Source organism: Candidatus Lernaella stagnicola, assembly GCA_030765525.1.
Taxonomy (GTDB): domain Bacteria; phylum Lernaellota; class Lernaellaia; order Lernaellales; family Lernaellaceae; genus Lernaella; species Lernaella stagnicola.
Genome location: JAVCCK010000003.1, coordinates 280,064 through 304,501, shown reverse-complemented (window position 1 = coordinate 304,501; position 24,438 = coordinate 280,064). Strand labels below are relative to the sequence as shown.

The 24,438-nt window shown below is 59.7% G+C and carries 16 protein-coding genes; 9 read left to right on the top strand and 7 right to left on the bottom strand.

Annotated features, from left to right (window positions below; genetic code table 11):
* The 5 genes from P9L99_01825 to P9L99_01805 form a co-directional block, all read left to right on the top strand.
* Positions 1 to 458 (top strand): response regulator transcription factor (locus P9L99_01825; protein ID MDP8222074.1); only part of this gene is annotated, 458 nt, incomplete at its 5' end.
* Positions 455 to 1,900 (top strand): HAMP domain-containing sensor histidine kinase, encoded by a 1,446-nt coding sequence (locus tag P9L99_01820; GenBank protein ID MDP8222073.1) that lies wholly within the window; start codon positions 455 to 457, stop codon positions 1,898 to 1,900. The genes P9L99_01825 and P9L99_01820, both read left to right, overlap by 4 nt.
* Positions 1,901 to 2,054: 154 nt before the next feature.
* Positions 2,055 to 6,284 carry a hypothetical protein gene (locus P9L99_01815; protein ID MDP8222072.1) on the top strand — a complete coding sequence of 1,410 codons (4,230 nt, stop codon included), beginning with the start codon at positions 2,055 to 2,057 and terminating at the stop codon, positions 6,282 to 6,284.
* Between the two features lie 252 nt (positions 6,285 to 6,536).
* Positions 6,537 to 7,970 carry an aspartate aminotransferase family protein gene (locus P9L99_01810; protein ID MDP8222071.1) on the top strand — a complete coding sequence of 478 codons (1,434 nt, stop codon included), beginning with the start codon at positions 6,537 to 6,539 and terminating at the stop codon, positions 7,968 to 7,970.
* A gap of 176 nt (positions 7,971 to 8,146) precedes the next feature.
* The gene (locus P9L99_01805) at positions 8,147 to 8,884 is read left to right on the top strand and encodes a sulfite exporter TauE/SafE family protein (GenBank protein ID MDP8222070.1); all 738 of its coding nucleotides are present in this window, start codon (positions 8,147 to 8,149) and stop codon (positions 8,882 to 8,884) included.
* On the opposite strand, the gene P9L99_01800 is transcribed toward P9L99_01805, so the two are convergent.
* The 5 genes from P9L99_01800 to P9L99_01780 all read right to left on the bottom strand — a co-directional run bounded on the left by P9L99_01800 (position 8,871) and on the right by P9L99_01780 (position 13,998).
* Complete coding sequence (locus tag P9L99_01800) at positions 8,871 to 9,743, bottom strand: hypothetical protein (protein MDP8222069.1); 873 nt, start codon at positions 9,741 to 9,743, stop codon at positions 8,871 to 8,873. The two genes, P9L99_01805 and P9L99_01800, sit on opposite strands and share 14 nt — an antisense overlap.
* Positions 9,744 to 9,819: 76 nt before the next feature.
* Positions 9,820 to 10,632, bottom strand: a complete 813-nt coding sequence (locus tag P9L99_01795) for an SDR family oxidoreductase (GenBank protein MDP8222068.1) — start codon at positions 10,630 to 10,632, stop codon at positions 9,820 to 9,822.
* A 7-nt stretch (positions 10,633 to 10,639) separates the two neighbouring features.
* Positions 10,640 to 11,680 (bottom strand): NAD-dependent epimerase/dehydratase family protein, encoded by a 1,041-nt coding sequence (locus P9L99_01790; GenBank protein MDP8222067.1) that lies wholly within the window; start codon positions 11,678 to 11,680, stop codon positions 10,640 to 10,642.
* The gene (locus P9L99_01785; GenBank protein MDP8222066.1) at positions 11,661 to 12,299 is read right to left on the bottom strand and encodes a TetR/AcrR family transcriptional regulator; all 639 of its coding nucleotides are present in this window, start codon (positions 12,297 to 12,299) and stop codon (positions 11,661 to 11,663) included. The genes P9L99_01790 and P9L99_01785 overlap by 20 nt, the downstream gene beginning before the upstream one ends.
* Before the next feature lie 94 nt (positions 12,300 to 12,393).
* A complete protein-coding gene (locus P9L99_01780; GenBank protein ID MDP8222065.1) occupies positions 12,394 to 13,998 on the bottom strand; it encodes a hypothetical protein in 1,605 nt (534 codons plus the stop codon).
* 11 nt (positions 13,999 to 14,009) lie between these two features.
* On the opposite strand from P9L99_01780, the gene P9L99_01775 reads away from it, so the two are divergent.
* The 3 genes from P9L99_01775 (at position 14,010) to P9L99_01765 (ending at position 19,237) form a co-directional block, all read left to right on the top strand.
* Positions 14,010 to 16,325 (top strand): hypothetical protein, encoded by a 2,316-nt coding sequence (locus P9L99_01775; GenBank protein MDP8222064.1) that lies wholly within the window; start codon positions 14,010 to 14,012, stop codon positions 16,323 to 16,325.
* A gap of 101 nt (positions 16,326 to 16,426) precedes the next feature.
* The gene (locus tag P9L99_01770; protein MDP8222063.1) at positions 16,427 to 17,716 is read left to right on the top strand and encodes a U32 family peptidase; all 1,290 of its coding nucleotides are present in this window, start codon (positions 16,427 to 16,429) and stop codon (positions 17,714 to 17,716) included.
* Between the two features lie 9 nt (positions 17,717 to 17,725).
* Positions 17,726 to 19,237 carry a radical SAM protein gene (locus P9L99_01765; protein ID MDP8222062.1) on the top strand — a complete coding sequence of 504 codons (1,512 nt, stop codon included), beginning with the start codon at positions 17,726 to 17,728 and terminating at the stop codon, positions 19,235 to 19,237.
* A 3-nt stretch (positions 19,238 to 19,240) separates the two neighbouring features.
* Here P9L99_01765 and P9L99_01760 read toward each other — a convergent pair whose 3' ends face one another.
* Positions 19,241 to 20,707, bottom strand: coding sequence for a radical SAM protein (locus tag P9L99_01760; GenBank protein MDP8222061.1), 1,467 nt, complete (start codon positions 20,705 to 20,707; stop codon positions 19,241 to 19,243).
* 177 nt (positions 20,708 to 20,884) lie between these two features.
* Here P9L99_01760 and P9L99_01755 point away from each other — a divergent pair, with 177 nt between their 5' ends.
* Complete coding sequence (locus P9L99_01755; protein ID MDP8222060.1) at positions 20,885 to 22,456, top strand: radical SAM protein; 1,572 nt, start codon at positions 20,885 to 20,887, stop codon at positions 22,454 to 22,456.
* Here P9L99_01755 and P9L99_01750 read toward each other — a convergent pair.
* Positions 22,453 to 24,414: a sulfatase gene (locus P9L99_01750; GenBank protein ID MDP8222059.1), complete on the bottom strand. Its 1,962-nt coding sequence runs from the start codon at positions 24,412 to 24,414 to the stop codon at positions 22,453 to 22,455. The two genes, P9L99_01755 and P9L99_01750, sit on opposite strands and share 4 nt — an antisense overlap.
* Positions 24,415 to 24,438: the final 24 nt, after the last annotated feature.

The window sequence follows — 24,438 nt, the reverse complement described above, 5'->3', positions numbered from 1 at the left end:
CCGATCGGATCGTGGGCCTGGAAATCGGGGCCGACGACTACCTGCCCAAAACCTTTTCAACCCGCGAACTGCTGGCGCGCCTGCGCGCCGTCGCGCGCCGGTCTTTTGAATACAAGCGGAAAAATGCCGAAACGCCGAACTTACCGATCATCGTGCGCGAACTGCGTGTCGAGCCGGCATCGCGGGCGGCCTTCTTCAACGATGCCGAACTGACGTTGACGCCTATCGAGTACGACCTGCTTCATGCCTTGGCTGCCGCGGCGGGTCGGGTGTTATCGCGCGATCAATTGCTCGACCAGGTGGCGGGGCGGGGGCACGACGCGTTCGACCGCTCCATCGACGTGCATATCTCTTCGCTGCGTCGCAAACTCGGCGACGATCCGAAGACGCCAAGCTACATCAAAACGATTCGCTCTGCCGGGTACATGTTTCTCAGCGAGCCGCCGGAGTCGGCATGAAGTTGCATCGCACGTTGTTTGCCAGGATCGTCCTGTGGTTCTTCTTGACGATGATCGTTATGGGGGCCGTGCTGTTCGGCGCGTTCAAGATGCAGTTTCGTTTCGGCCCGCAGTCGGTGTTGGGGCATTACGGCCAGCGCGTCGTGGCAATCGGCCGGCTGATAGCGCACGACCTGGAGGGAGGCACGCCGGCAGCTTGGAACGAGGTCCTGGAGCGTTACCGGGACGCATACGGGGTCGATTTCATTCTGTGCGCCCATGACGGCGGGCAACTGGCCGGCGCGGAATCGGCATTGCCCGCGGAGGTGCTTCGCCACATCACCGCGCCCCCGCGCCACGGGCTTCCGGGTAACGTACCGCGCCATCCACCGCCGCCTGACGGGCAAGAGGCGGGACCGGAGGGCGGGTTGTTTACCCTGCGAACCGACGACCCGCGCCGATACTGGGTGGGCGTGCGCATTCCTCTGGTTGTCGAGCGCGCGCGGCCGCCGCATCCCGCGACATTGCTGGCGGTGTCGTCTTCGGTCACGGGGGGCGGGCTCTTTCTCGACGCGGTGCCGTGGCTGGTACTGATCGCCGTCGTATTGTTTCTGTCGGTGGTGATTTGGTTTCCCTTAGTGCGCAGCATCACGCGGCCAATCGGGCAAATTACGCGGGCGGCTGACGAGATTGCGCACGGGCGATTCGACGTCAAATTGGACGAGGGGCGCACGGACGAAATCGGCCTTCTGGGCCATTCGATCAACGAGATGGCGTCGCGCTTGGACGGCTTGCTCAAGGGGCAGAAGCGTTTTTTGGGTGACGTGGCGCACGAGTTGGCGTCGCCGGCGGCTCGAATTCAGTTGGGATTGGGCGCGTTGGAGCAGCGGGTGGACGACGTTCACAAAGATCGTGTGCGGGATGTAATCGAAGACGCGCAGCATATGTCGAAACTGGTCAACGAATTGCTGTCGTTTTCCCGCGCCCAAATCAATCCGGCCGTGGTCGCGTTGGAGTCGGTAGCGCTGAGGCCACTGGTCGAGCGGGTTTGCGACCGTGAAGCCTCGGGGCGCGACAATATTGATATCGATATCGACGAGAAGCTGGCGGTCATGGCCGATTCAGAATTGCTGTCGCGAGCGTTGGCCAATATCGTGCGCAATGCTGAGCGCTACGCGGGTGAGGCCGGGCCGATTCTCATTAGCGCGCGCGGCGAAGGCGGGATCGTCCATCTTCAGGTAAGCGATGACGGACCGGGCGTCGCGGAGTCCGAACTTAGCCGGCTTTTTGAGCCCTTCTCGCGACCGGACTCCTCTCGCGAACGGGAAACCGGCGGTGTGGGCCTGGGGTTGGCGATCGTAAAGACATGCGTTGAAGCGTGCGGCGGCACGGTGCGCGCCGAAAATCGAAAGCCACATGGATTGACGCTTTCCGTATCCTTGAACCACTGGACCAGCGTATAGAGTATTGATAAGCATTACGATAGTTTAATGGCAAAGGGGTGCCGGTTTTCGTCGCTTGATAAATCGAAGAAAAAGGAATATGGACTAATAGTCAGCAACCGAGATTCTCTTCTAAGTGTTCTTTACGCCATTACGCAGGCCGAGAGGGGATAGTATGCGGTGGTGCGCAACCTCGCGGCGTGGTTGGTGGATAGTCTGGCTCACGCTCGTCTTGCTGCAGTTCTCCACGATTTCTTTCGCTGAATCTTTAGACGCAGGTGCGCCCGGCTGGCCTGCCTCGGAGGACGCGCTCTTTTCCGCCCAGACATCGGTGCCCCTCAATCCTTTGCTCGCCGCCGGCAAAAACGAACCGAGCGAGGTAAGTATCGCCCGCATTTACGGTGGGGATACCGGTCGCTATGGCTCGGCCGTCGTGAAGGATGATGCGGGCAACATCCACGTTTTGGTGACGCGAGCGGGCGATATTGTCCACTTTCAACTGGCGCCGAACGGAACGGTTATTGAACGGCTCGTGGGTCATGTCGCCAAGTACCCGAGTATGTTGCTGGGGAAGGACAACCGCTTGCACGCGGTCTTTGTCGCCACCGATACGGGGGAGATTCACTACGCGACTTTCGTGGCCGGCGAATGGCAGGTTTCCGCGATGGGAGTTACCACCAGGTTCGGTCAGGGCGTGGTGATTGACACGTTCTCCGACGACTCGGTGTACATTGGATACTTCCTTTACGGGAACGGCCGTTACACGGTGCAGTATTTGTCCAATCGCACCGGGGTATGGGAACAAGGGGATATCGTATTCACCGTCAGCGAGATGTATGTGCCGTGGCTGAGCATTGATCGCTTTGACAAGATTCATATATTGTACCGACGCGATTACAAGCTGTTCTATGCCAACAACACAACCGGCCGGTGGGTCGGCGAAGCAGTAACGGCCGTCGATTACGCCGGCGGCGACGATTGCCTCGCCGTGGATAGCTTTGGGCAACCTCACATCATTACGGTCACGGGGGGCGACCTCCTCCATTTGTATAAGGACGGTTCAAGCTGGCAACAGGACTCGATCGTCGAGAACGGCTATCAAATCTTAGACCGCCGCGTGGCCGTCGACTCGGACGATCACTTGCACGTTGCGTATTACGACCGCAGTGATTCCCAAGCGGAAAAGATCGTCTATACCTCGAATCGAACAGGGTGGGAGACATCGGCCGTCGCGACAGGCGCGGATATCGGCAACCTATTCGGCTTGGCTCTGGACAACGACGCACAACCGCTAATCGTTTATTATCATGGTGATCTCGATACGGCGTTTCTCGCTGAGCCCGAGGGGTCGGTGTGGAAAAGCCGGCAGATCGATCGCGGCAGTATCGTCTCCGGATATAAGTCGTTGGCCGTGGACGATTGGAATCGTCTGCACACGACGCACTACAATCAATCCTACGCCAAGCTTATATACGGAATTAAAACGCCGAAACGGTGGTATTTCGCGCCGCTGGATCTCTCCACGGACAACGGCTTTTTCAACGATGTCGCCGTCGATTCGGCGGGCATGCCGCATATCGCGTTTACCGAAACGGTCGACTATTGGCAGTACGAACTACGATACGCAACCTGGGCCAACGGGGGGTGGCAGGTGGAAGTTCCCGACGCGGCCGGTGATACCGGGCAGTACCTGTCGATCGCGTTGGACGCCGAGGATAACGTTCATCTCGCCTATGTCGATGACGGCGCGGGGCGTTTGATCTACACGACCAACGCCTCGGGCGAGTGGCAATCGGAGCAGATTGACTATGCCTCGTATTATGACGGGGAGACCGATATCGCCGTCGATCAATGGGGACGCCCCCACATCGGCTACCTCTCAGGCGGCGATCATCCCGTTTACTATGTGCGCAAGTGGAACGGCTGGTCGGAAACCTATATCGAAGACGTTTATTACTCGGGTAACGCATCCATCGCTTTGGATTTGGATACATCGGGACAGCCGCGCGTCGTGTATGCCGACGGCTACAACGATGACCTCAAATGGGCATGGAAATCCGGATTCTCCTGGTACACCGAAACGATCGACCATGTCGGGCAGACCGGTTACGCCGCCGACTTAGCCTCCGACGCCGCCGACAACCTCTACGTTGCGTACTTCACGTACAATTCCTACTATTGCAACGAGCTTCGATACGCGACGAATTTGTCCGGCGAGTGGGCGCCGACGACGATCGATTCCTATCATGGCGGCTATCCGGCCATTGGTGTGGACCGGTCCGGCCGCGCGCACGTGATCTACGACGGCGACGGCGCTTTGTGGTACGCCAATTTCGGCACGGAATACGCCGGCGACGACGACGACGATGACGACGACGACGATGACGACGATAACGACGACGACAACGACGATAACGACGACAACGACGATGACGATAATGATGACGACGACACGACCGTCAGCCTCATCATCTTCGAAGAAATCGACGGCGGCGCACCCGGCCTGCATGGCACGGCGGTCGCCGTAGCGCCTGACGATACAGTCAACATTCTGGCGGCCCGTTCCGATTATCTGCGACTGCACCAGGTTCGCGGCGAGGTCGTTACCGAGCAGACGCTTTCGTTCAGTGCCTTCGATTATGATCTCGCCGTCGACGGGTCGGGCGATGTTCATGTCGCCTATCGCGACGGCCTTGAAAACGACTTGACCTACATGACCAATGCCGACGGATCGTGGCGCAAGACCATTGTCGACAACACCGCACACACGGGTTACGTCACCGCGATTGCCATGGCGCCGGGCGGCGGTGTGGGCATTTCCTATTGGGATATGACCGGGCAGCGCCTGATGTACGCCACGAATCGCACGGGCGCGTGGCAAACCGAAGCGGCCGACACGAATATAGATGCGCTGGTCGGAACCGACATCGCGATCGACAGCGGCGGCTTCGCTCATATCCTGTACGGGGGCGGCGAAACCGATGAGCTACGTTACGCCACGAATCGCACGGGCGCGTGGGTTGCGGATATCGTCGTACACCAAACCAGTGAAAGTATCCAAGACCTATCCTTGATGCTGGACGCGGCCGGGGATCCGCACATTATTTTCGAGGAGGGCAATTCACCTTTCCGCATTCGCCATATCGTAAAGGACGGTGGAGGATGGACGTTTGAGACCGTTTACGACGGCGACGGGCGCGATCCGGCTGCGGCGATCGATTCGTCTGGAGTCATTCATGTGAGCTATTGGGCGGCCGACGGCGTATACATCGGCAGCAATCTTGGCGGTACCTGGAACTTTGAGCTCGCCGACAGCGAACATAACGCGTGGCATAGCAGCATGGCGATTGACGGCGACGGGGGTGTTCACACCGCATACGCGCACGAGGAGAAACTCGAGGTTGTGTACACACGCAGTACCGAGGAAGGTTGGCAAACCTTCGAAATTGATACGGCCGGTAGCGTGCGATACAACCAAGACGTTGTCTTGGCGGCCGCGGGACCCGACGATCTTCACGCGCTATATGGGAAAGAGCCCTATTCCGCCTTGTATTACGCGACGAACCGTTCAGGCACGTGGGTTCGCGAGTTTGTTCGAGAGCTTGGCAACGCGTCGCAGTCGAATTACGACATCGCACTTGGCGACACGGGCACGGTGCATATCACGTTCTTCGACCCCAACGATGATACGTTCTACTACGCGATACGCCTGGACGACACCTGGACCATGGAAGCCCTGGAAACGGGGGCCGGAGAGTATTCATCGCTCGTGGTCGATGCGGACGGCGCGCCACACGTGGCCTACAGCGACATGCTTAACGAAAGCATCTATTACGCGGTGAAACACGGCGAGACATGGACCACCGAACTCGTCGACGGCCTGGACGCGGGTCCGTTATCGCTGGCGCTGGACAATCAGGGCACGCCGCACATCACGTATACAAGCTACGGCCTTTTTCACGCATATGCGGACGACGGGCAATGGTTCGTTGAGTGGGTCGATCGGAATCGCTACGTCGAAAAGAACAGTGAATTGCTTATCGACGCCGCCGGCACGCTGCATGCGTTTTACCGAGACGATCGATACAACCGATTGTATTACGCGGTCGGCCAATCCGGAACGTGGGAGTCAACCCACTTGGTGGAGGCCGGGAACGTCGGCGCCCCGTTCAACGCGATTTTCGGCGTCGACGGCAACATCTACATTATGTACGAACATGGCTATTCAACGGCCGAGGGGCTGTTTTTGTTGACCGACCGCAGCGGACCGTGGATGAAGTATTCCTTGTTCCTGTCGCACTTGTCGAATCAGCCGCAGATCTACCAAAGCCCGGACGGCCTCGTGCATTTTCTGCATGTGGGCGCTGAGGTGCTTTGGCACAATTATTTCGCGTTCACGGAATAATTACGGCGCGACATCGGCAATCGCCGCTTCTAAAAGGTACGGTTGCGTCGCCGCGTGCCGGTGCGGGGCTTGCCCCGCGAGAATCGATTGGGCATCGTAGAGCGCAACGCAAGGGCCGACGCGCGGATATCTCGTCAATATTTTGTCCATGTTTGTGATGAACGTCCGCTGCTTATCCGACGTCGCGTTGAATGCCAATCCGTATTTTTGTAACTGCACGGAACGAACGATGAAGGGGGCGAAAGGAAGATGATGCGATTCCCGAAGACCGGACTGAGCAAGGAAGAGATTTTCGCCAAGATGCAGGAATACCGCGGTTCCGACCTCGAATGGTCCTCCGGTCGCGTTTGGAGCTACGTTTACGATGCCGGGCGCGAGGCCGAGGAAGTCGGGAAGCGCGCGTACATGGATTTCCTGCACGAAAGCGGTCTGGACCCCACCGCGTTTCCGAGCCTCATGCGCTTTGAAAACGAATTGGTGGCAATGTCCGCCGCGCACGTCAACGGCGACGAGAACGTCGTGGGCAATTTCACCAGCGGCGGCACCGAAAGCATCATTCTGGCCATCAAGGCGGCGCGCGACTACTTCCGCGTTCACAAGCCCGAGATCAAGGAACCGGAGATGATCCTGCCGGTCACCGCGCACGCCGCGTTTCACAAGGCGGGGCACTACCTCGACGTGAAACCGGTGCTGTCGGCGGTCGACCCGGTGACTTTCAAGGCCGACGTGGAATCGATCCGCCAGGCGATCACGCCCAACACGATTGTCGTCGTGGGCTCGGCGCCTTCCTACGCGCACGGCGTGCTGGACCCGATCACCGAGATCGGGCAGGTAACCCTCGAACACGGTCTTTGGTATCACGTCGACGCCTGCATGGGCGGTTTTCTACTGCCGTACTTCCGGCGGCTTGGCGAAGACATCCCGCCCTTCGGGTTCGATGTGCCGGGTGTCTGGTCGCTGTCGATGGACCTGCACAAATACGCTTACTGCCTGAAGAACGCGTCGATCATTTTGTACAAGAGCAACGAGTTGCGGCGTTACCAGATCTACGCTTGCTCGAACTGGACCGGTTACACGATCGTCAATAATGCGATTCAGAGCAGCAAAACCGGCGGACCCATCGCGGCGGCGTGGGCGGTCGTCAACTTCCTAGGCGACGAAGGCTACCTTGAGTTGGCGCGCAAGAAACTCGAAGTGATGAAGCAAATCGTGGCGGGCGTCGACGCGATAGAAGACCTCCAGGTTCTGGGGTCTCCGCAAATGTGCCTCGTGTGCTTCACGTCCGATACGCTTAACGTATTCCACTTGGTCGACGAGATGAAACTGCGCGGTTGGTTCCTGCAGCCCCAACTCGCGTTCGACGTCTCGCCGGAAAACGTGCACGTGTCGATCAACGCCGGCAACTATGACCACGCCGAGGCGATGTTGAAGGACCTGCGCGAGTGCGTCGAAATCGCCAAAGGAATAGAATCAAGCGATCTGGCTGACACGATCCGCGAGGCTTTCGGCCAAGTCGATCCGGCGGACTTCGACGAAAGCGCTTTTCAAAACATGCTCGCCGTGGCCGGCATGACCGGCGTCGAGTTGCCCGAGCGCATGGCCGAGATCAACGAAGTGCTCAACGCCTTGCCCGTGCCGTTGCGGGAAAAATTGTTGGTCGAATTCTTGAATCAGCTTTTCGCGTAACTCGAAAGCGGACTCGCCCGAACGCGGTCCGGCGAGCAGTGACCTCACGAGCCAACGCATTTTAGAATTGCGCCGTGGTCACTTCTTGCGCCGACGGGTCAAAACTCCTACAAATGCACGGCAAACCGGGGGCGCAAAACCAATCACCGCGCGCTCGGTTTAGGGAGGCGGTCGGCGTGGGCCTGGAAGTACTGCTGCTGGGCGTGATCGTTTTTTGCGGCTATTCCGTGGGCTCGGCCATGGGATTCGGCGCGTCGCTGATCTCCGTTACGCTGGCGGCCAATTTCCTACCGATCGATTTCATCGTGCCGACCTTGGTGCCCTTCAACATTGCCGTGTCGGCCTACCTGGTCATTCGCCATCGTCACGAAGTGAAGCGCGACCTGTTTTTTCGCCGCATTCTCCCTTGGGCCGGGCTCGGCATGCCCTTTGGTTTGGCCGTCTTCACACTGGCGGAGACGGATCATCATAAGTGGGCTTTTGGCGCATTCGTCTTCGTGCTGTCCAGTTTGGAACTCGTTCGACTTCTGCGCCGCCGCGAAGCGCCGTTGCGTCCCTTGCCTGGAGGCCTGGCGCGCGTGTTCTTGTTCGGCGGCGGTTTCATCCAAGGGTTGTGGGTGTCGGGCGGGCCGTTGGTTGCCTACTGGGCGGCGCGCGAAATCGAGCGCAAAGAAAATTTTCGCGCCACGCTGGCTGCGCTGTGGATGGTGCTCAACTCCGGATTGCTGATCGGCCACCTCGCCACCGGCAAACTGGTGGCCGCCAACCTGCGCGTGGTGGGTGTACTTCTTCCGGTATTGGCGTTGGCGGTGGCGGTCGGTGAATGGTTGCACCCGCGCATTCCGGAACGGAGTTTTCGCATCACCGTGTACGTGTTACTTGCCGCGGCGGGTTTGTCAATTATCCTGCGTTGACCGCGTCCGCTGTCGGCTCGGAAATCCGCGCGGCGGCGCCGATCGACAAGAGAAAAACTCCAGCCAAGATGACCACCGTCAACAGGCTCTCCGTTGCGGTCGGATACGTCCGATAAACAACCATTTCCAGAAGCGGAGGGGCCAAGAGGATGGCCGAATTCGTCGCCGGTACAACTTCCAGCGCGCGACTGCGAAGGAAGCCGAATTGCGTGACGACCAACGCCAGGATGGCGAAGGCGAAGGCGACCCATAAATGAGGTATCTGGATTTTCGCCAGAAACGACTCGCTGCCGCGCAACTGCGCCGTGTCGGCGAGGAATATCCCGGCACCGATCATGAAGCCCGCCGTTGCGCCAAAAGAGACGCCGTGAATCGCCGGCCATCGCACGTAGGCCATCACGCATAGCGCGGCGAAGATAGCTGTTGCGCCGGTGATCGTGAAAAAGAGCGTGCGATCGGAAAAGGTCGGTTCCACCATCGTCTGCAGCGTACCCAGATACCCCAGCGTGCTGGTGCCCAGTACGATCAACATCACGCCGATCAGGTCCATCGCGCTGACTTCTTCCCCGATGACGTATACGGCGAATAGCAGTAGGCCGATCAAGCCGATGCCGGTCATCGACGAAACCGCAGACGGATTGTTGGAAAGGAACACGGCCAAGGGGAAGAAGAACAAGGCGCTGCCGGACATGAAAAGCCCGACGATCCACCACAGTAGACTCCGGCGATGCGGCGGGCGAAACATGCCGCGGCCCTCGAGAAAAACGCGCACGTTATGTTTCTGGACGCCTTTGCCGACGTTCAGCAAGAGGGCGGCGATCATGCCCATGAAAAGGCCGAGAAGATACGTCGTATTCATGCGTTGTGTTTAGGCCCCTCGTTTGTACCGACCGCGAAGCATGCGGAACGTAGCGTTGTTTTGCGAGACGTCGGCCTCAAGAGAAATCTCGGTATAAGCCCAGGTTCTTTTGCTTGGCGAAACGAATCGCTTTTTCCACAAGACTCGGCGACAATCGGTGAGCCCACGACCCTACTTTGCCGAAACCGGTCAAGATGGCCTCGCGCCGGCGCTGTTCTATCACCCGCAAAAGTTGCCGAGCGACGTAGTCTTGCGTGTGGTGCGCGGGGCGGTCGGCCGGTAACGGCGAGCCGTCGGCCGCTAGAATGCGCTTCTCCGGATCGTGTTCCGTGAAACCGAGATACGCGACGCCGATATGGACACCGGCTTCGGCCAGTTCCAGACGCAGCGACTCGGCCAGGGTCGCCAATGCCGCTTTCGTGGCGCAATAGATCGAAGCGCCCGGCAGGCCCAGCAATCCGGCAATGCTCGAGACGAACACGACGTGTCCGCCCGCCGCCGTCAACGACGCCGCGGCGGCTCGCGTGGTGTAGATGCAACCAAGCAGGTTCGTATCAACGACGCGCCGGCACAGTTCCGGCGTCAAATCGGCGAACGCGCCGCGCATCGACACCCCGGCGTTGTTAACCAGAATATCCAAGCCGCCGAAGGCCCGGAGGGTCTCTTCCACCATCCGTTGCGCGTCTTCCCAACGGCCCACGTCGCCCGGTACCGCGATGACATGGGCCCCCGCGTCAATTAGTTCGCGCTCGGAGCGACGCAGGCGTTCTTCGCCCCGCGCCGTGATAGCGACCTTCGCGCCACGCCGCGCCAATTCCCGGGCCGTAGCCAATCCAACGCCGCGGCTACCGCCCGTGACCAGCGCGATTTTGTCCCGAAAGTAATCCATCATCGCCTCATTTCACCTGGCCGTAGCGCTTCAGCCCGGCAATGGACGCTGCGATGGCCTGTTTGATGGGTGTGTGCGGCATTCCCAATTCCCGCGTGGCTTTCTCGGCGCTGTAGTATGTTTCCAGCAGCGATATCCGGGTAATCGTGTAGTTCAAAGCCGTCGGTTTGTTGGTTAGCTTTTCCCTCAGCGTGTTCACTCTTCCAACCAGGTTCACGATCCAGTCCGGCAGCGTGAGCACGGGGGGACGCAGCCCCGAAACTTCGGCTGTCTTGTTCAGAAACGCCGAATACGTGAGATTCTCGCCGGCCAGTAGGTAGCGCTCACCCGATTTTCCCCGGTGCAGCGCGTTGACCATCGCGGTTGCGACGTCCCCTGCGTATACAAAATTCCGCCCGCCGTGCGACGACAGCCACAGCTTGCCGTCTAGAAACGCCTTGATCAGGTCCGCCGAGCCGGGACGATGCGTGAAGGCGCCGATCATGAAGCTCGGAACGACGACCACGGCATCCAGGCCTCGTTCCCGAACAGCCTCCGACACCAACTCCATGGCCGCGTGCTTGGACTCCATATACGGAATGCCCTGATAGTGGTCGGGCAAGGGCGCGCTGGTTTCGCGGCCCGGCGAGGAAGCGGTGCCGAAAGGGAACGAACTGGCCGAACCCACGAAAACCAACCGTTTCACCTTGGCGGCGACTGCGGCGTCCACCACGCGACGCGTTCCCTCGACGTTGACGTCCCACACCAAATCGCGCGGCGCGCGCAAATCGGTAATCGCCGCACAATGAAAGACGAAAGTACAACCGTCCACCGCCTGCGTCACGGCTTCTTCGTCGCGGACGTCGCCGTGAAACCGCTGGATCGGCAGGCCTTTCAACGTGGATGGGTCGGTGTCGGGTTGCAGTAAAACTCGAATCGGGTACCCGGCGGATAACAGCTCGCGAACCAGGTGATTACCCAGCATGCCGTCGGCGCCGGTGACTAAAACGCGCTCCCGGGCGACGGCCGACTTTGTGCGACGCTGTCCATTATTGTTGTTTGATTTCATGTTGCCTTTCCGTTTGCGGAACCTCGTACTTGGCGATTGCGGCGAAGACGATATCCATCAAGCCGTGCACGTGTTTCTTGCGTCGGGCCAAGCTTTCGGGGGAAAGAGGATCGGTATCCAAAAGGTGACTCAGCACCTCGCTATAGGAAAAGTAGCTGACGATCATGCCGTAAAAGGTGATGAGTAACTGCGAGGCCGCCATGTCGGTGTTTTGAATGCCGGGGTAGGTTTCATCCATCAACTCGCGCCCGGTTTCAAAAAGCGGTTTCATATGTCGCCCAATCCGCTCCAGGTTTTTCCCGCCGGACGATTCGCGCTGCACGATGCGGCTGAAATTGCGGTTGCGGCTCAGGAAATCGGAATAGGCCTCGATCATCGCGGCAATGCGTTCGCGAAGGGTATTCGATTGCGCGATCGATTGACTCAGCGTGTCGCCGAGCCGCTGGTAGTAGCGGTCCAGAACGCTGCCGAGCAGTCCCTCTTTCGTCTTGAAATGATAGTGAATCAGCGCCTTGTTCGCGCCGGATCGCGCGGCAATCTTGCGCGTTGACGCGCCGTCAAACCCCACCTCACCGAACAGCTCATCGGCTGCTTCAAGTATGCGCTCTTTGGTACCCATTGTTCTCCCCCCAACCCAAAATCCAAGCCCATAAGTTAACCGGTCGCCCAGTTAAATACAAGGAAGGGGTCCGCAAGACTTTGATCGGGGTTTTTTAGCGGGAATTCAAAAGGTGGTCGACCGCGTCGCGACGCAGGCGCCAGACGCCCGAGCGATCCGAGGCGAGCCAATCACCATCTGACGTGACCGAAACGCCACGGAATCGCCGCACGAGGCCGCTGGTACCGACACGCACTTGCCGGCGCACGGTTAGCCGGTCCAAGTCGATGATCGTCATCTGGCCGCTGATGTAGTTGCTTACCAGCAGCACGCGCGCGCGGCTATCGATGGCCAAATCCCGGGGCGCGCAACCGGTACGGAAGCGGGCGATGATGTTGCGCTCCGAGTCGAAGGCGAGCACGTCTCCCGGCAGCGGACGAGTGATGAAAAAGTTGCCGGTTTTTTCGTCTACCGCGACGCCCCAGTTGATATTGCCGAGCACAATCGGCGAAAGGAACGCGCGATTCTCTAAATCGAAAACCGCGTTTTCGGGCGAATAGAATTCACTGGTCACATAAATTCGTCGCCGCAGACTGTCGATGGCGATGCCGTAGGGCGAGGGCGGCACGTCCCAGACATCGGTTTCGCGCTCAGCATCCAGGTCGTAGCGGTGCATCGTGTGGCTCACTTCGCACACGGCGTAAAGAGCGCGTTCGACCGGGTCGATGGCCACCGAAATCACCCGCCGGCATGCCGCGAGGTTGATTTGCTTGACGTCGCGGCCCCGCAGTCGCGTGACGGAGGCGCGGCCTTCGCCACCGTAATTGCCGATAAAGGCGTCGCCGGTTTCGTGGTCCAAGGCCAGACGCTGCGGCGTCATGGTCCCTTCGATCGGGAAATAACGCTCCGGCGAATAGTACGTGATGGCTTTTGAACCGACCCCGATGCGTGTGGCCACGACGAGGCGGTCGGCTTGCTGCACCGCATCGTAGGCCGTGAAAGGCACGGCATGCAGCCACGGCGCGCGTTCGGCGCTCACGTATGTCAGCGCGTTGGTGATGACGAATAGCGCGATGCCCAATGCCGACAACACCAACCAAGCGCGGTCGAACCAGGGCGAGCGGCGCCGCGCCCATACCACGCACAATCCGGCAAAGCCGATGGCCAACCACGGACTGAGAATCCACCGCCAGGTTGCCCACGACGCCCACAAGGCCGCCCCATACAATGCCGTCAGAAACACAACAAACTGTGCGGCGGCGATGCCTGTCTCCCGTGCGATACGCCGCGGTGTGCGGACTCCGGTTCGCAGACGCAGCGCCGCAATCGCCGCGACGATCAGCAGCAACAGCCACCACGGTCGCTCGTGTACGGCGATGACGCCCGGCGCCATGAGAATGCCGTTTAAGTAATCCGGCGCCACGTCATGAAAAAACAACACCGCGCGCGGGCCGCGAATCATGCGCTCGACAAAACCCAACACCGGCAGGGCGAGCAGAACCGACAGGAACGTCAGCCGAAAGCGATGAATGAGGCGTATGCGCTGGTGAATGCCGGTTTGCACGTGAATGGTTTCTTTCGGTTTGGTTGATGTGTCGGCCATGAGTGTAGTGCGGCCGACCACGCGCGGGCAAGTCAACGCGCCCGGCTTGCGTAACAGATAATTGTTCTCACTTTCCCGTTGCGCCGCTGCGTCGAACCCCCGAAAATAGCCGCTCAAGGAGAGCGATAGTGAGCGAATCGACGATAAGCCGACAAAGCGAAGAATATCTGGGCCGGGTTTATCTGGTGGTCCTCGCGTTGGCTTCGCTTGCCGCCGCTTTTTCGCGCATTCCCCCGCAAGCGCTTTTTTCCGCCGCACCGCCCGCGCTGCAAAGTTACGCCAAGTACATTTACTTCATCGACCTGCACGCGCGCTTCCTTGGTGAAGGCGCGTTCTGGGGGTACGACCCGACCTTCGGCGCGGGAATCCTGACCGGCGCCGGGTGGATGGTTCCTTATCTGTTCCAATCGGTGATCGCGTGGCTGACGGGCCTCTCGGGTGCGTCCGTCGTGAAGCTCACCTTGTTTTTCCATTTCTTGCTGGCACCGTTGTGGATCTACGCGGGCGGGCGGCTTTTCGGATTGAAGCGTTTGGCCGCGGCTCTGGCCGGCGTGTTGGTTTTGTGCGTGGAACACTTCACGTTGCGCACGAACTACGTGATGACGGGCTTGGTAAACTCGGCGGTCGCGCATTCCCTGATTCTGCCGGCGGCCGGATTGATCTATCGCATCAACCTTGAACGAAGCAGGTGGCTGCTCACGTTGGCCGTCGTCACATTGGCGGGCATCGTCATCGGCAGCATTAATCCGACCGCGTTGGGGTCGACGGCCATTGCGTTCGCCGCGTTGTGGATCTGGCAACGCGAGCGGTTGCTCAACTTGCGCGGGCTCGCGGTTTTGTTCGGCGGAGGATTGCTTGCCGCAGCCGCCCTGTGGCCGTGGGCCGCGTCGGGGTGGGCGTTCGCGCGCGCCCTATCGGACGTCTACGATTTCTTCTACGGCCTAAACCGCCTTGAATGGGTGTGGGCGCATTCGGGATGGGTATACTTGGTCTACGCGCAGCCGTTGCTGCTTGTTGTTTTGTTTGCGGGCGGTGCGCAGGTGAAGCGCTGGCGCGATTCCGGCAACCGCCTCGGGCTGTATCTCGGCGGCGTCTTCGGGCTGACCGTGCTGTGGGTGGGTGCCATTATCCTGGCGGGGCTCGCAGCCAATTTGTATCCCGTTCGCTTCATCGATGCCGCCGTTGATTTCCTGGCCCTGCCGGCGGGCGTCTTCCTCGCGCGGGCGCTGATCACCGAGAAGAAACCCGGCCTTCCGGCCGCGGCGTTGCATGTGGCGTTTTGGTGTGCGCTGTTTTATCCGCTCGCATTGTATTTGCTGATGATGGTGCTGTCGGCGATCAAGATCGGCCTTTGGATACGAGACCGCAAAGTCGTCGGTTTCGTTGCCGCGGCGTTGTATTTGTTCATCGGCTTGTTGGTGGCCGTGATTCTCGGCGATCCGGGCGGCGATTCCATGCGCTTTGCCATGGGACCGTACTTCGGCAGCGCCGTGCTCGGCATTCCGGCTCTCCTGCTTTGGTATCCCGTCTTCTTCCCCAACGGATTGCGGGCCCGCCGCTCGTTGATCTGGGCTCTTTTCTTTCTCGCCACCGGTCTCCACATCGCGGCGTACTTCATGGGCTTGTACATCTACGATCAAAAACTGTGGGAAGCCAAAATGTCCCTGGCGACGGATCGTCCCGCGCTGATGGAACTTGCCGAGACCCTGCGCGATCAAACGTCACCGGACGCGCGCATTCTTGTTGAGAACACGCACAACCCCGATACGCAGGCGCTGGGCTTCGACATCGCCGGATTGATGCCGAGTTTGGTGCCGGGTCGCGAATTCATTGCTCTGCCCAACTCGGAAACGTCGGGTGTTATCTACTCAACTTTTCTGAAAGAGGGGGCGCTGGCGTGGATACCCTTGCGTGGGTACGACGCGGATGATCTTGCACAGTATATGGATACGTACAACATCGGCTGGGTCGTGACGACCACTTCCGCGTCCCAGGTCGCCTTCGATCGTCATCCGCAGTTGTTTGCGCCGCTGGCGACGATCGACGACGGCTTGAAGGTCTTTCTCGTGCGGCGCGACCGGAGCTTCTTCCTCGCCGGCAGTGGGACGGTGCACGCCGAGCCGAACCGTTTGGTGCTGCGCGAACTCGCGCCGAATGACGAGGGTGTGGTTTTGTTGTCCTACCGTTGGTACGGGTCGCTTTGCACCGAAGAGGGCATACCGCTGGAACGCCGGCTCAACGATTTTGATCCCGGCGGCCTCATCGTTCTTCGAAATCCGCCGCGTCAAGTAACCGTGGTGAATTGCGCCGCGCACGGCTTTCCCGATATGAAGCAGGATTTCAATCGTTACCGGCAAGTTGTGGCGCGGAAACTCAACGCTCTGGGAATCGCGACAAACCAACCCGCGGGCACCGGCTACGTGGAGAAAAGCGACACACCGTAACGACCGCCGGCTTTCTTTGGTGACCGACGAAACGCCATGTTATAATGATGGCTCGACTAACGAAAAAGAAACGGCGTACGTCAGCCGGTTCGAGATGGAACATGGCAGAAGAAACAACAACGAAGCTTGTTCTCGCGGTCGGCACGAATTTCGATAACGACCTCATCGAGCGCCTCCGCGGTTTGCACGTCGCCGAATTGTACGGCGCGACAAGCGCAACGCCATTCGGCGGCGGACGGCCCAAAATGGTGTTACCGCACCTCTCCGCCGAACGCGTGCAGGAGCATATTCGGAACGCTCGCGACGCCGGATTCCGTTTTTCCTACCTGTTCAACGCGGCATGCTACGGCAACCACGAATTTATCGCTCGCCACCAACACACGTTGCTCGACTACGCAGCCGAACTCGTTGATTGGGGCGTCACCGGCTTCACGGTGGCGTCGCCGTTTTTGATCGACTTGCTGTCGCGACGCTTTCCCGATGTGGCCATCAAGGCCTCCGTCTTTTGTCAGATTGATTCGATTTCCCGCCTGCAATACTACTTGGCGGCGGGCGTCACCGAAGTGGCCTTTCCCTTCGACGCCAACCGGAATTTTGAGTTCCTCAAAGCCGCCCGCGCCGCCACCGACGCGCGTTTTACTTTGGTCGGCAACGAATTGTGCCTGTTCAAATGCATGTATACGCCTTTCCACGGCTGCGCGGTGGCGCACGATTCCCAGGGGTTCGATCGTGGCGGATCGCCGCTCGCTCACAACTACTGGGTGCTGCGCTGCACCGGCGACCGTTACCGGCATCCGGAAGAATTTCTCAAGGCGCGGTGGCTGCGTCCCGAAGACCTCGACACGTACGAAGAGATGGGCGTCAACGTCGTCAAACTCGCCACACGCGATAAGTCCACAGGCTGGATCGTGCGTTGCGCCACGGCGTACCACGAACGTCACTACGACGGCAATTTGCTCGACATCCTCAACTCCATAGAAGGATACGTGGAGTATCAGCGCCAACACGATCCGCGCTTTTCCCGCAAGATCGCACTGGCCCGCCGCGTGCCGGGTCCTTTGTTCAAAGCGATGGCGGCGGTGGCGTCGCGGTTGCCCGGATTTCGCGGTCGCAACACTTTCGCCTCTTTCGGCCGCATGCCCGGCGACCTCGCGCACTTATTACTGGAGTACTATGAACAAACGCCGCAGGTGGAGATCGATAACCGCGTGCTCGATGGTTTTCTCGACCGTTTCAGGGAAATCGATTGCCTGGACACCGACTGTGATACCTGTGGCCATTGCCGCCATTTTGCCGACCAAAGCGTTCGATTCGATGATTCCGCAGTGCAACGGCAATTGGAACGGATCGAGCAGATCCTCGCGCGGGTGCGCGTGGACGGCGAGCGATAGGGGCCGCGGATGAATCTGCTGTTTCTGAATCCACCTCGGTTTTTCGATACGTGGCCGATTCCGCTTGATGCGGCACGCGACTTCTGCAACATTCCTTCGGTCGCGTTTCCGCTACTGGCGCGCCTGGCGCCCGAGGGCACCAACGTTTCGTTTTTCGACGGCTTCAACGAGTCGATCACGCGGCGGCAATTCATCGAGTTGATTCAGCGACAGGACATCGTCGCGATGAAATCCATTAACAGTCGCGGCGCACTCGGCGTCGAAATCGCCATGCGATTGATTCGACAATACAATCCACGAGCGAAAATTATTCTGGGCGGCCCGCACGCCACTGCGTACCCCGAGCCCTGGGTCGAACGCGGTGCCGACGCGGTGTTCCGCCACGAAGCGGAAACGGAATTCACCAAGCTGATTGAAACCCTTGCAGGCGATGGCGACCTTTCGCGGGTGCGTGGCATTACATATCGTGACAACGGCTCCATGCGCAACAATCCCGACGCACCCTTTCTGGAGAACCTGGACGACAGCCCGCCGCCGGATTGGTCGATCTGCAACCTGAGCTTGTACAACGCCAACCTCACGCCGCATTCCCGCAGCGGAAAATCGGCGGCGATTGAGTTCTCGCGCGGCTGCACGAACCATTGCGCGTTCTGCTTCGTTCCTTACTTTTGGAAGAACCGGCAGCGGAGGAAATCCGCTGCGCGCGTGCTGGACGAAATTACCGAGTTGCAGGCACGTGGCGTCGACGAGGCGGGGATTGTCGACGACAACTTCGGCGTCTACGCCAAGCGGGATCGGGAGATATTCGAAGAACTCGCGCGGCGCGGCGCCCCCATTAAATTTCACGCGTTCGTGCGCGCCGACTCCATTTTGCGCGACCCCGAGTTGTTCGAACTGGCCGGGCGCGGCGGCTTGGCCCGGATTCTCGTCGGTTATGAGTCGCTGACCGACGAGGGGTTGGAGTACTTCAACAAGGGATATCCGCCAGGATTCACCGTCGCGCAGCACCCGGAGGTGTACGAAATCACGCGCCGCGCCGGAATCTTTCTCTACGCCAACTTCATCGTGAACTCGGGCCAACCTTTCACGCACGACCTAAGGGTTTTTATGAAAGCGTCCAAGATCAGTGACGGGTTCGGCACGACGAACTGGGAACCGCATCTATTTACGGACCTGGAGCGGCAGGCACGCGACGAACAGATGCCGATCAAGGATAGCTTCTACAACTTTATTCACCTGTCCCATTTTCACCGTGATTCGGTGTTGCGCCGCTCCGTTCACATTCTGGTCGCCGTGGCAAGTCGCGTATGGCCGCAGCGTCTCTGGCGGGCGTGGCGGCGTCAGGGCGTCTATCTCGGGGAGACGAAGGGCCAGTTGCGTTTGCTCGTTCGCTGGCTATTCGCGCTGCGCGGTTCGCGACTGATCGATTTCCTTATCTGCCAGTCGTCGGTAATGACATCGGAGGAAAAGGAAAAGCGCATCGTCGCGCGCAACCTCGAGAGGCTGACGGGCCGGCCGTAACGATCAAGCTTTGTTGCTGTCGCTGAACTGCACGTTTCGGGCGAAACGGCTCCGGAAGCGACGGAGGGCAAAGCGACCGAGTTCCGCCACCAAAAACGCCGCGCCGCGTCCATAGTGCAGCACTTCCCTTAGCGATCCGAAGCCCCGCAGGATCCGCCAAACGGCGGGTGGATAGAAGTAGAAACTCAGAACCGAATGTAGCAGCCAGCGGTTGAGCTGCCGGTGAGTGAAGCCCGCCGGTGCGACGGTCTCAAATTCTTTCGATCGACCGGTTGTGTAATAGCGGATGATTTCCGGAATCAGCGCGGCTTTATCGGGCTCCCGTTCGGCATCCGGCAACGGCAGGTAGACGCCGAACAACACGAACCACGTATTCGCCTTTCTGATAAAGCGATTGGTCCGGCGAATCGTGGCGCTGGTCTCCCCCGGCGAACCCACGAGCACATAGCCGATGCTGCGAATCCCGGCGGCGTGGGTTTCTTCCAGTGCCCGCCGCGTCTGTTCCAAGTCAATCGACTTGTTGACTTGATCCAATACTTCCGAAGCGGCCGACTCGATGCCGTAGGCGATCATGTAGCAGCCGGAGGCGGCCATCTCGCGCAGCAAGGCCGGTGAAACACAATCCGGGCGGGTTTTACAACTCCAGTGCAGCGAGCCGCGGACATCCTGCAACCGTCGGCAAAGCGCCAGCGCCCGGTCAGGGTCCATCGTGAATGTGGGGTCGACGAAATGTATCTCGCGCACGCCGCGGTCTTCCACCAATTCGCGCGCTTCTTCGACGACCCAATCGATGGGCCGAGAGCGGGGTTCTTTCGATATGCAGCAAAAACGGCAGTTGTAACTGCAGCCGCGAGCCGTTTCCATGAGCGTGGCAGGCGGAAAGATGCCGTAGGGTGGATGCAAGCGCAGCGGGTGATGCCGCCACAATCGCCGCAGCGGAAAGAGCTTCTCGTTCAGGTCAGCCGAAGGCGCGGGGCCGGTGTCGATGGTGGAATCCCCGTGCCGTATCGCCATGCCGGGCACCGCACGGAGCGCATCCATGTCGCCGCCCGCCAGCAACGCTTCGACCAGCGGCACGACGATCGCTTCACCTTCGCCGGTCGCCAGTAGGTCGAAGGCGGGGAACTGTTCGAACAGCAAATCCGGCTGGACAATGTTGCACGGTCCGCCCAGAACGACGCGCGCGTTGGGCTTGAGGCGTTTGAGGCCAACGGCGATTTCGTGAGTCGGCGCGAGGTTCGTGATTTTTGCCGTCAGAAAATAGATCGGCGCATCCGGCAGACCGGCGGGATGCAGCAGCGGATTTTCCGGCGTAAACTGCGCGTTGCGATACGCGACGCGATACCCCGCCCGATCCAAGACGGCTCCGAGATAACCCAAGCCCAGGTGCGGGATCGAGACCACGCCGCTCAAGTTGAACCCGTACCGTACAAGGGGGGTGTTGATCATCACGACGTCGTACTGGCTCATGCGGTCGGTTACCTCGTGCTCGGACCCGTGGCGGCGGGGTGAAAAACCCCCAGTGGCAGGGTAGATCGCGGTCGCACTGAAATCAACTGTCGCGTCGTCGGGGCGGCTCGGTTTCTTGCCCGGAATGGGCTTTGCTGCTACCTTCAGCGGCGGAGTACCGGGACGAAAGGCAGGATATTGCGTATTTTATTTGTCGAACACGTGCAGGTGACACTCGCGATCGAGGCGCTCTCGGCCTACCTGAAACGCGAGGGCCACGAAGTGCGCGCCTTCTTTGATCCGGCGCTTTTCGCCGATAGCCTCGCGCCCATTCCGGCGCTGGCGCGCGTTTTCGACTACCAACGTCCGCTGCTTGATTGCGTCGCCGATTATCAGCCGCAGTTGATTTGCTTCTCCGTCGTGACCGACTACTTCCAATGGGCGCTGAATCGCGCGAGAGCCATCAAGGCGTATTTCGACATACCGATTGTCTTCGGAGGCATACACCCGACGTCGGTGCCGCGCGAAGTACTGGCCTATCCGGAGGTGGACTACGTCGTCGTCGGCGAAGGGGAGGGAGCGCTTGGCGAACTGGCCCGCGCGCTGGAGGACGGCGGTTCGGTCACGTCGATTCGCAACCTGGGTTTTCGCAACGGCGACGTTCAGATTAACCCGTTGCGGCCTTTGATCACCGATCTGGATTCCCTGCCGTGGCCGGACAAGGACGTTTTGGCGCACGTTTGGCCGAAGTTGTATCGGCGGCGGTACCACACCATCGCCTCCCGCGGTTGTCCGAACCGCTGCAAGTACTGCTGCCATTCCTTCCTGGCGCCGATGTACAAAGGGCTGGGCCCCTATTACCGGGCGCGCAGTGTCGAGGATTTCATCGCCGAGTTGGTGGAGGCGAAAGAGCGCTACCGGCCGCGTTCCGTGTTGATTCACGACAACGCCTTGATCGTCAACCGCAAGTGGTTTCGGGAGTTCGCCGAACAATATCGGCGGCATGTCGACATCCCCTACTTCTGCTGGATATCGCCCGATTCCATCGACGAAGAAACCGTCGCCCTGCTCAAGGAAAGCCACTGTACCAACGCCTGGGTCGGCATCACCCAAGCGCCCGGCGTGAAAAGCGACCCCGGGGATCGCGGGCGTTTTGACGGCGCGGTGGTCACGGCGCTCGATCTGCTGCGGGCGGCGAACATCTTCGTCGTCGCCGACAACATTTTTGGCATGCCGGGTCAGGACGGCGACGACGTCCGAAAATTGATTCGTTTGTACATGGACCACCCGCCCGACCTGACCATCGCCTTCTTCCTGCGCTACTACCCGAAAATTCCTCTCATCGAAACGGCGCTGCGGGAGGGGGCGGTCACAGCGCAGCAGGTTCGGGAAATCGAGACGCGAGGATCGAGTCATACATTCATCCTGCCCGACGCCATGACCGACGACAAATTTCGGCGCCTGAGCAATCTGCTGCTGTTCGCTGGAAGCCTGCCACGTCGCGTTACCTCGTGGCTCCTGGCCGAAAAGCGGCGGTTACGGTTCGTGCCAAAATTCCCGCTGTGGTTGGTGCAGATGGTGTTCGCGGATTTTTTCGCCTGGATTCGCTTTCGCAAGAAACGCATTCCGCTGATTTCCACTCACTACGAAACGATCTGGAACTACGGCATCTTTGCGTTGCGTCGGGTTTTCTATCGATCGCGCTCAAAACGCCGGTGGCCGGCGATCGTCGAGCCGGCCGTGCGTCCGCATGAGGTTCGGGAAACTTAGCGACTCAGGTAGCCCAGTGAGCGAAGCTTCTGGATTTCCAGCGGGGAGAGATTCACTTTGCGGGCCGTCGGATCGGTGCCGGAGACGGCAATATAAGGAAAAACGTGGTCGTCCACGTATCGCCGCACGACGTCAAGATGGATCGCGGCGACGTTCTTTTCGTCAGCCCAGTCGTGTTTTGCATCGAACAATTGACTCGGGAGGGAATCGTCAACCGTGGCCTGCGCCGGCGTGATGATTTTCCAATCGGCATCTTGATAACTGTATAGCGGGAAGATCGAGAGAGCGGTTTCGGCGTGCGCCGTTTCGTCCAACGAGTCGCGCCGCCACAACGACTGCAAGCTTGGACGACCCGCAATGTCGTGAGACACCCCGGCGAATTCCAAAATCGTTGGCGCGATGGTCACAGAGGCTTCCACGAGGCCTCCCACTCGTTTGCCTTCACTTAGCTCTTGCGGCGGCTTGATGACTAACGGGACGTGCAGTTCCTCCGTGTACAGGCTCGTGCCGTGAGCCATGATGCCGTGTTCATTGAACGATTCGCCGTGATCCGACGTGACGATAATCGCGGTTTGCCGATCCATACCCGCCCGGCGCAGTTCGTCCAACAGGCGGCCCAATTCGTTGTCCGAGTAGCGTATCTCGGCATCGTAGCGGCCCTTGAGGATCTCCAGTTGTCGTGTACTGAACGCGTGCGGCCCGTTTTTGAGCATGTCGTGATTCAGGTTGCCGCTGACTTCTTCCAACTCCCCGCGTGAAAGATAGAGCTCCGCATATTCCTCCGGCGGCGTGTAAGGGTCATGCGGATCGAAGAGATGCAGAAACAAAAAGAACGGCCTGTCATCGGTGCGTCGCAGTTGCGCAATGGCCGCGTCGACCAGCTTGGCCGCGTCAGTCTGCCGAAAAGCAAAAGTCTCGAAACCTTGGTCGAGGCCGTAAATCCCACTCACGAAGTGCGACGACGTGATCCCGATCGTGCGGTAACCGGCGTCGGCAAGCAGTTCGGCCACCGTGGTTTCGCGCGCCTGCAAGACAGTGCCCTCCACGGCGGTGCAGTCGTGTTCGACGGGGTATTTGCCGGTCAGCATCGACGCGTGCGCCGGCAGCGTCCAACTGCTTTGGCTGATCGCCTTCTCGAACAGGACACCGCGTTTGGCCAACGCGTCGATGTTGGGCGTCGTGCTCCGTTCATACCCGTAGGCCGAGACGTGGTCCGCGCGCACCGTGTCGATACTGACCAGAATGATGTTGGGGCGGCTAGCCTCTCCGGCGGTGAGCGCGGAGGGACTCAGCACGCCCATCGCCCCGGCGATCAACAACCCGATGACGGGCAGCCAGATCGACCCTGGTGTAGCCCATTTCATCGGCGTGAACTGTCGATCGAGACGCTGCCATAGGCGCCGCTCCCCGAGCCGAGCGCCCATGAGCGTCAATCCGTACGCTCCGGCGAAGAAGAACGCGAACGTGACCATTCCGGTCCATCTTCCGGTGACAAAGAATTCGTAAATCGCCAAAGGATCGCGCCGCATGCCGCCGAACATCAGCTCGATTTGGCGGAGAAGCGTTTCGCGCACGGCTTCCGGAAACTGGTGTACCGCCATTTGCAGGTTTATCGTATAGTCGCTAAGAAATGCAGTGACCAGCAACGTCGAAGCATAATGAAGCGCGACGGTAACAAGCAGAACCATCGCCGCGAAAATCATCGAATATCGCAGCGTTGCCTTACGTCTCCGGTTCCAATACGCCACCGCGAACCAAAGCAGGCCGGCGATCAACAAGGACGGAAACCATTGCCAATAACGTGCGAGAAACAACGACAGGGCCGCACCGTTCATGCCGGCGCCGATATATCCGTTTGCCAGCACTTCCCGCAACCCCGGAACTGCGGCGGCAAAAGCGGCGAGGATGAGGACAAATCCTTGAATAGACAACCAAGTGGGCGTCGAACGGGGACACACCGAAACTTCCTTAACCGATGCGCA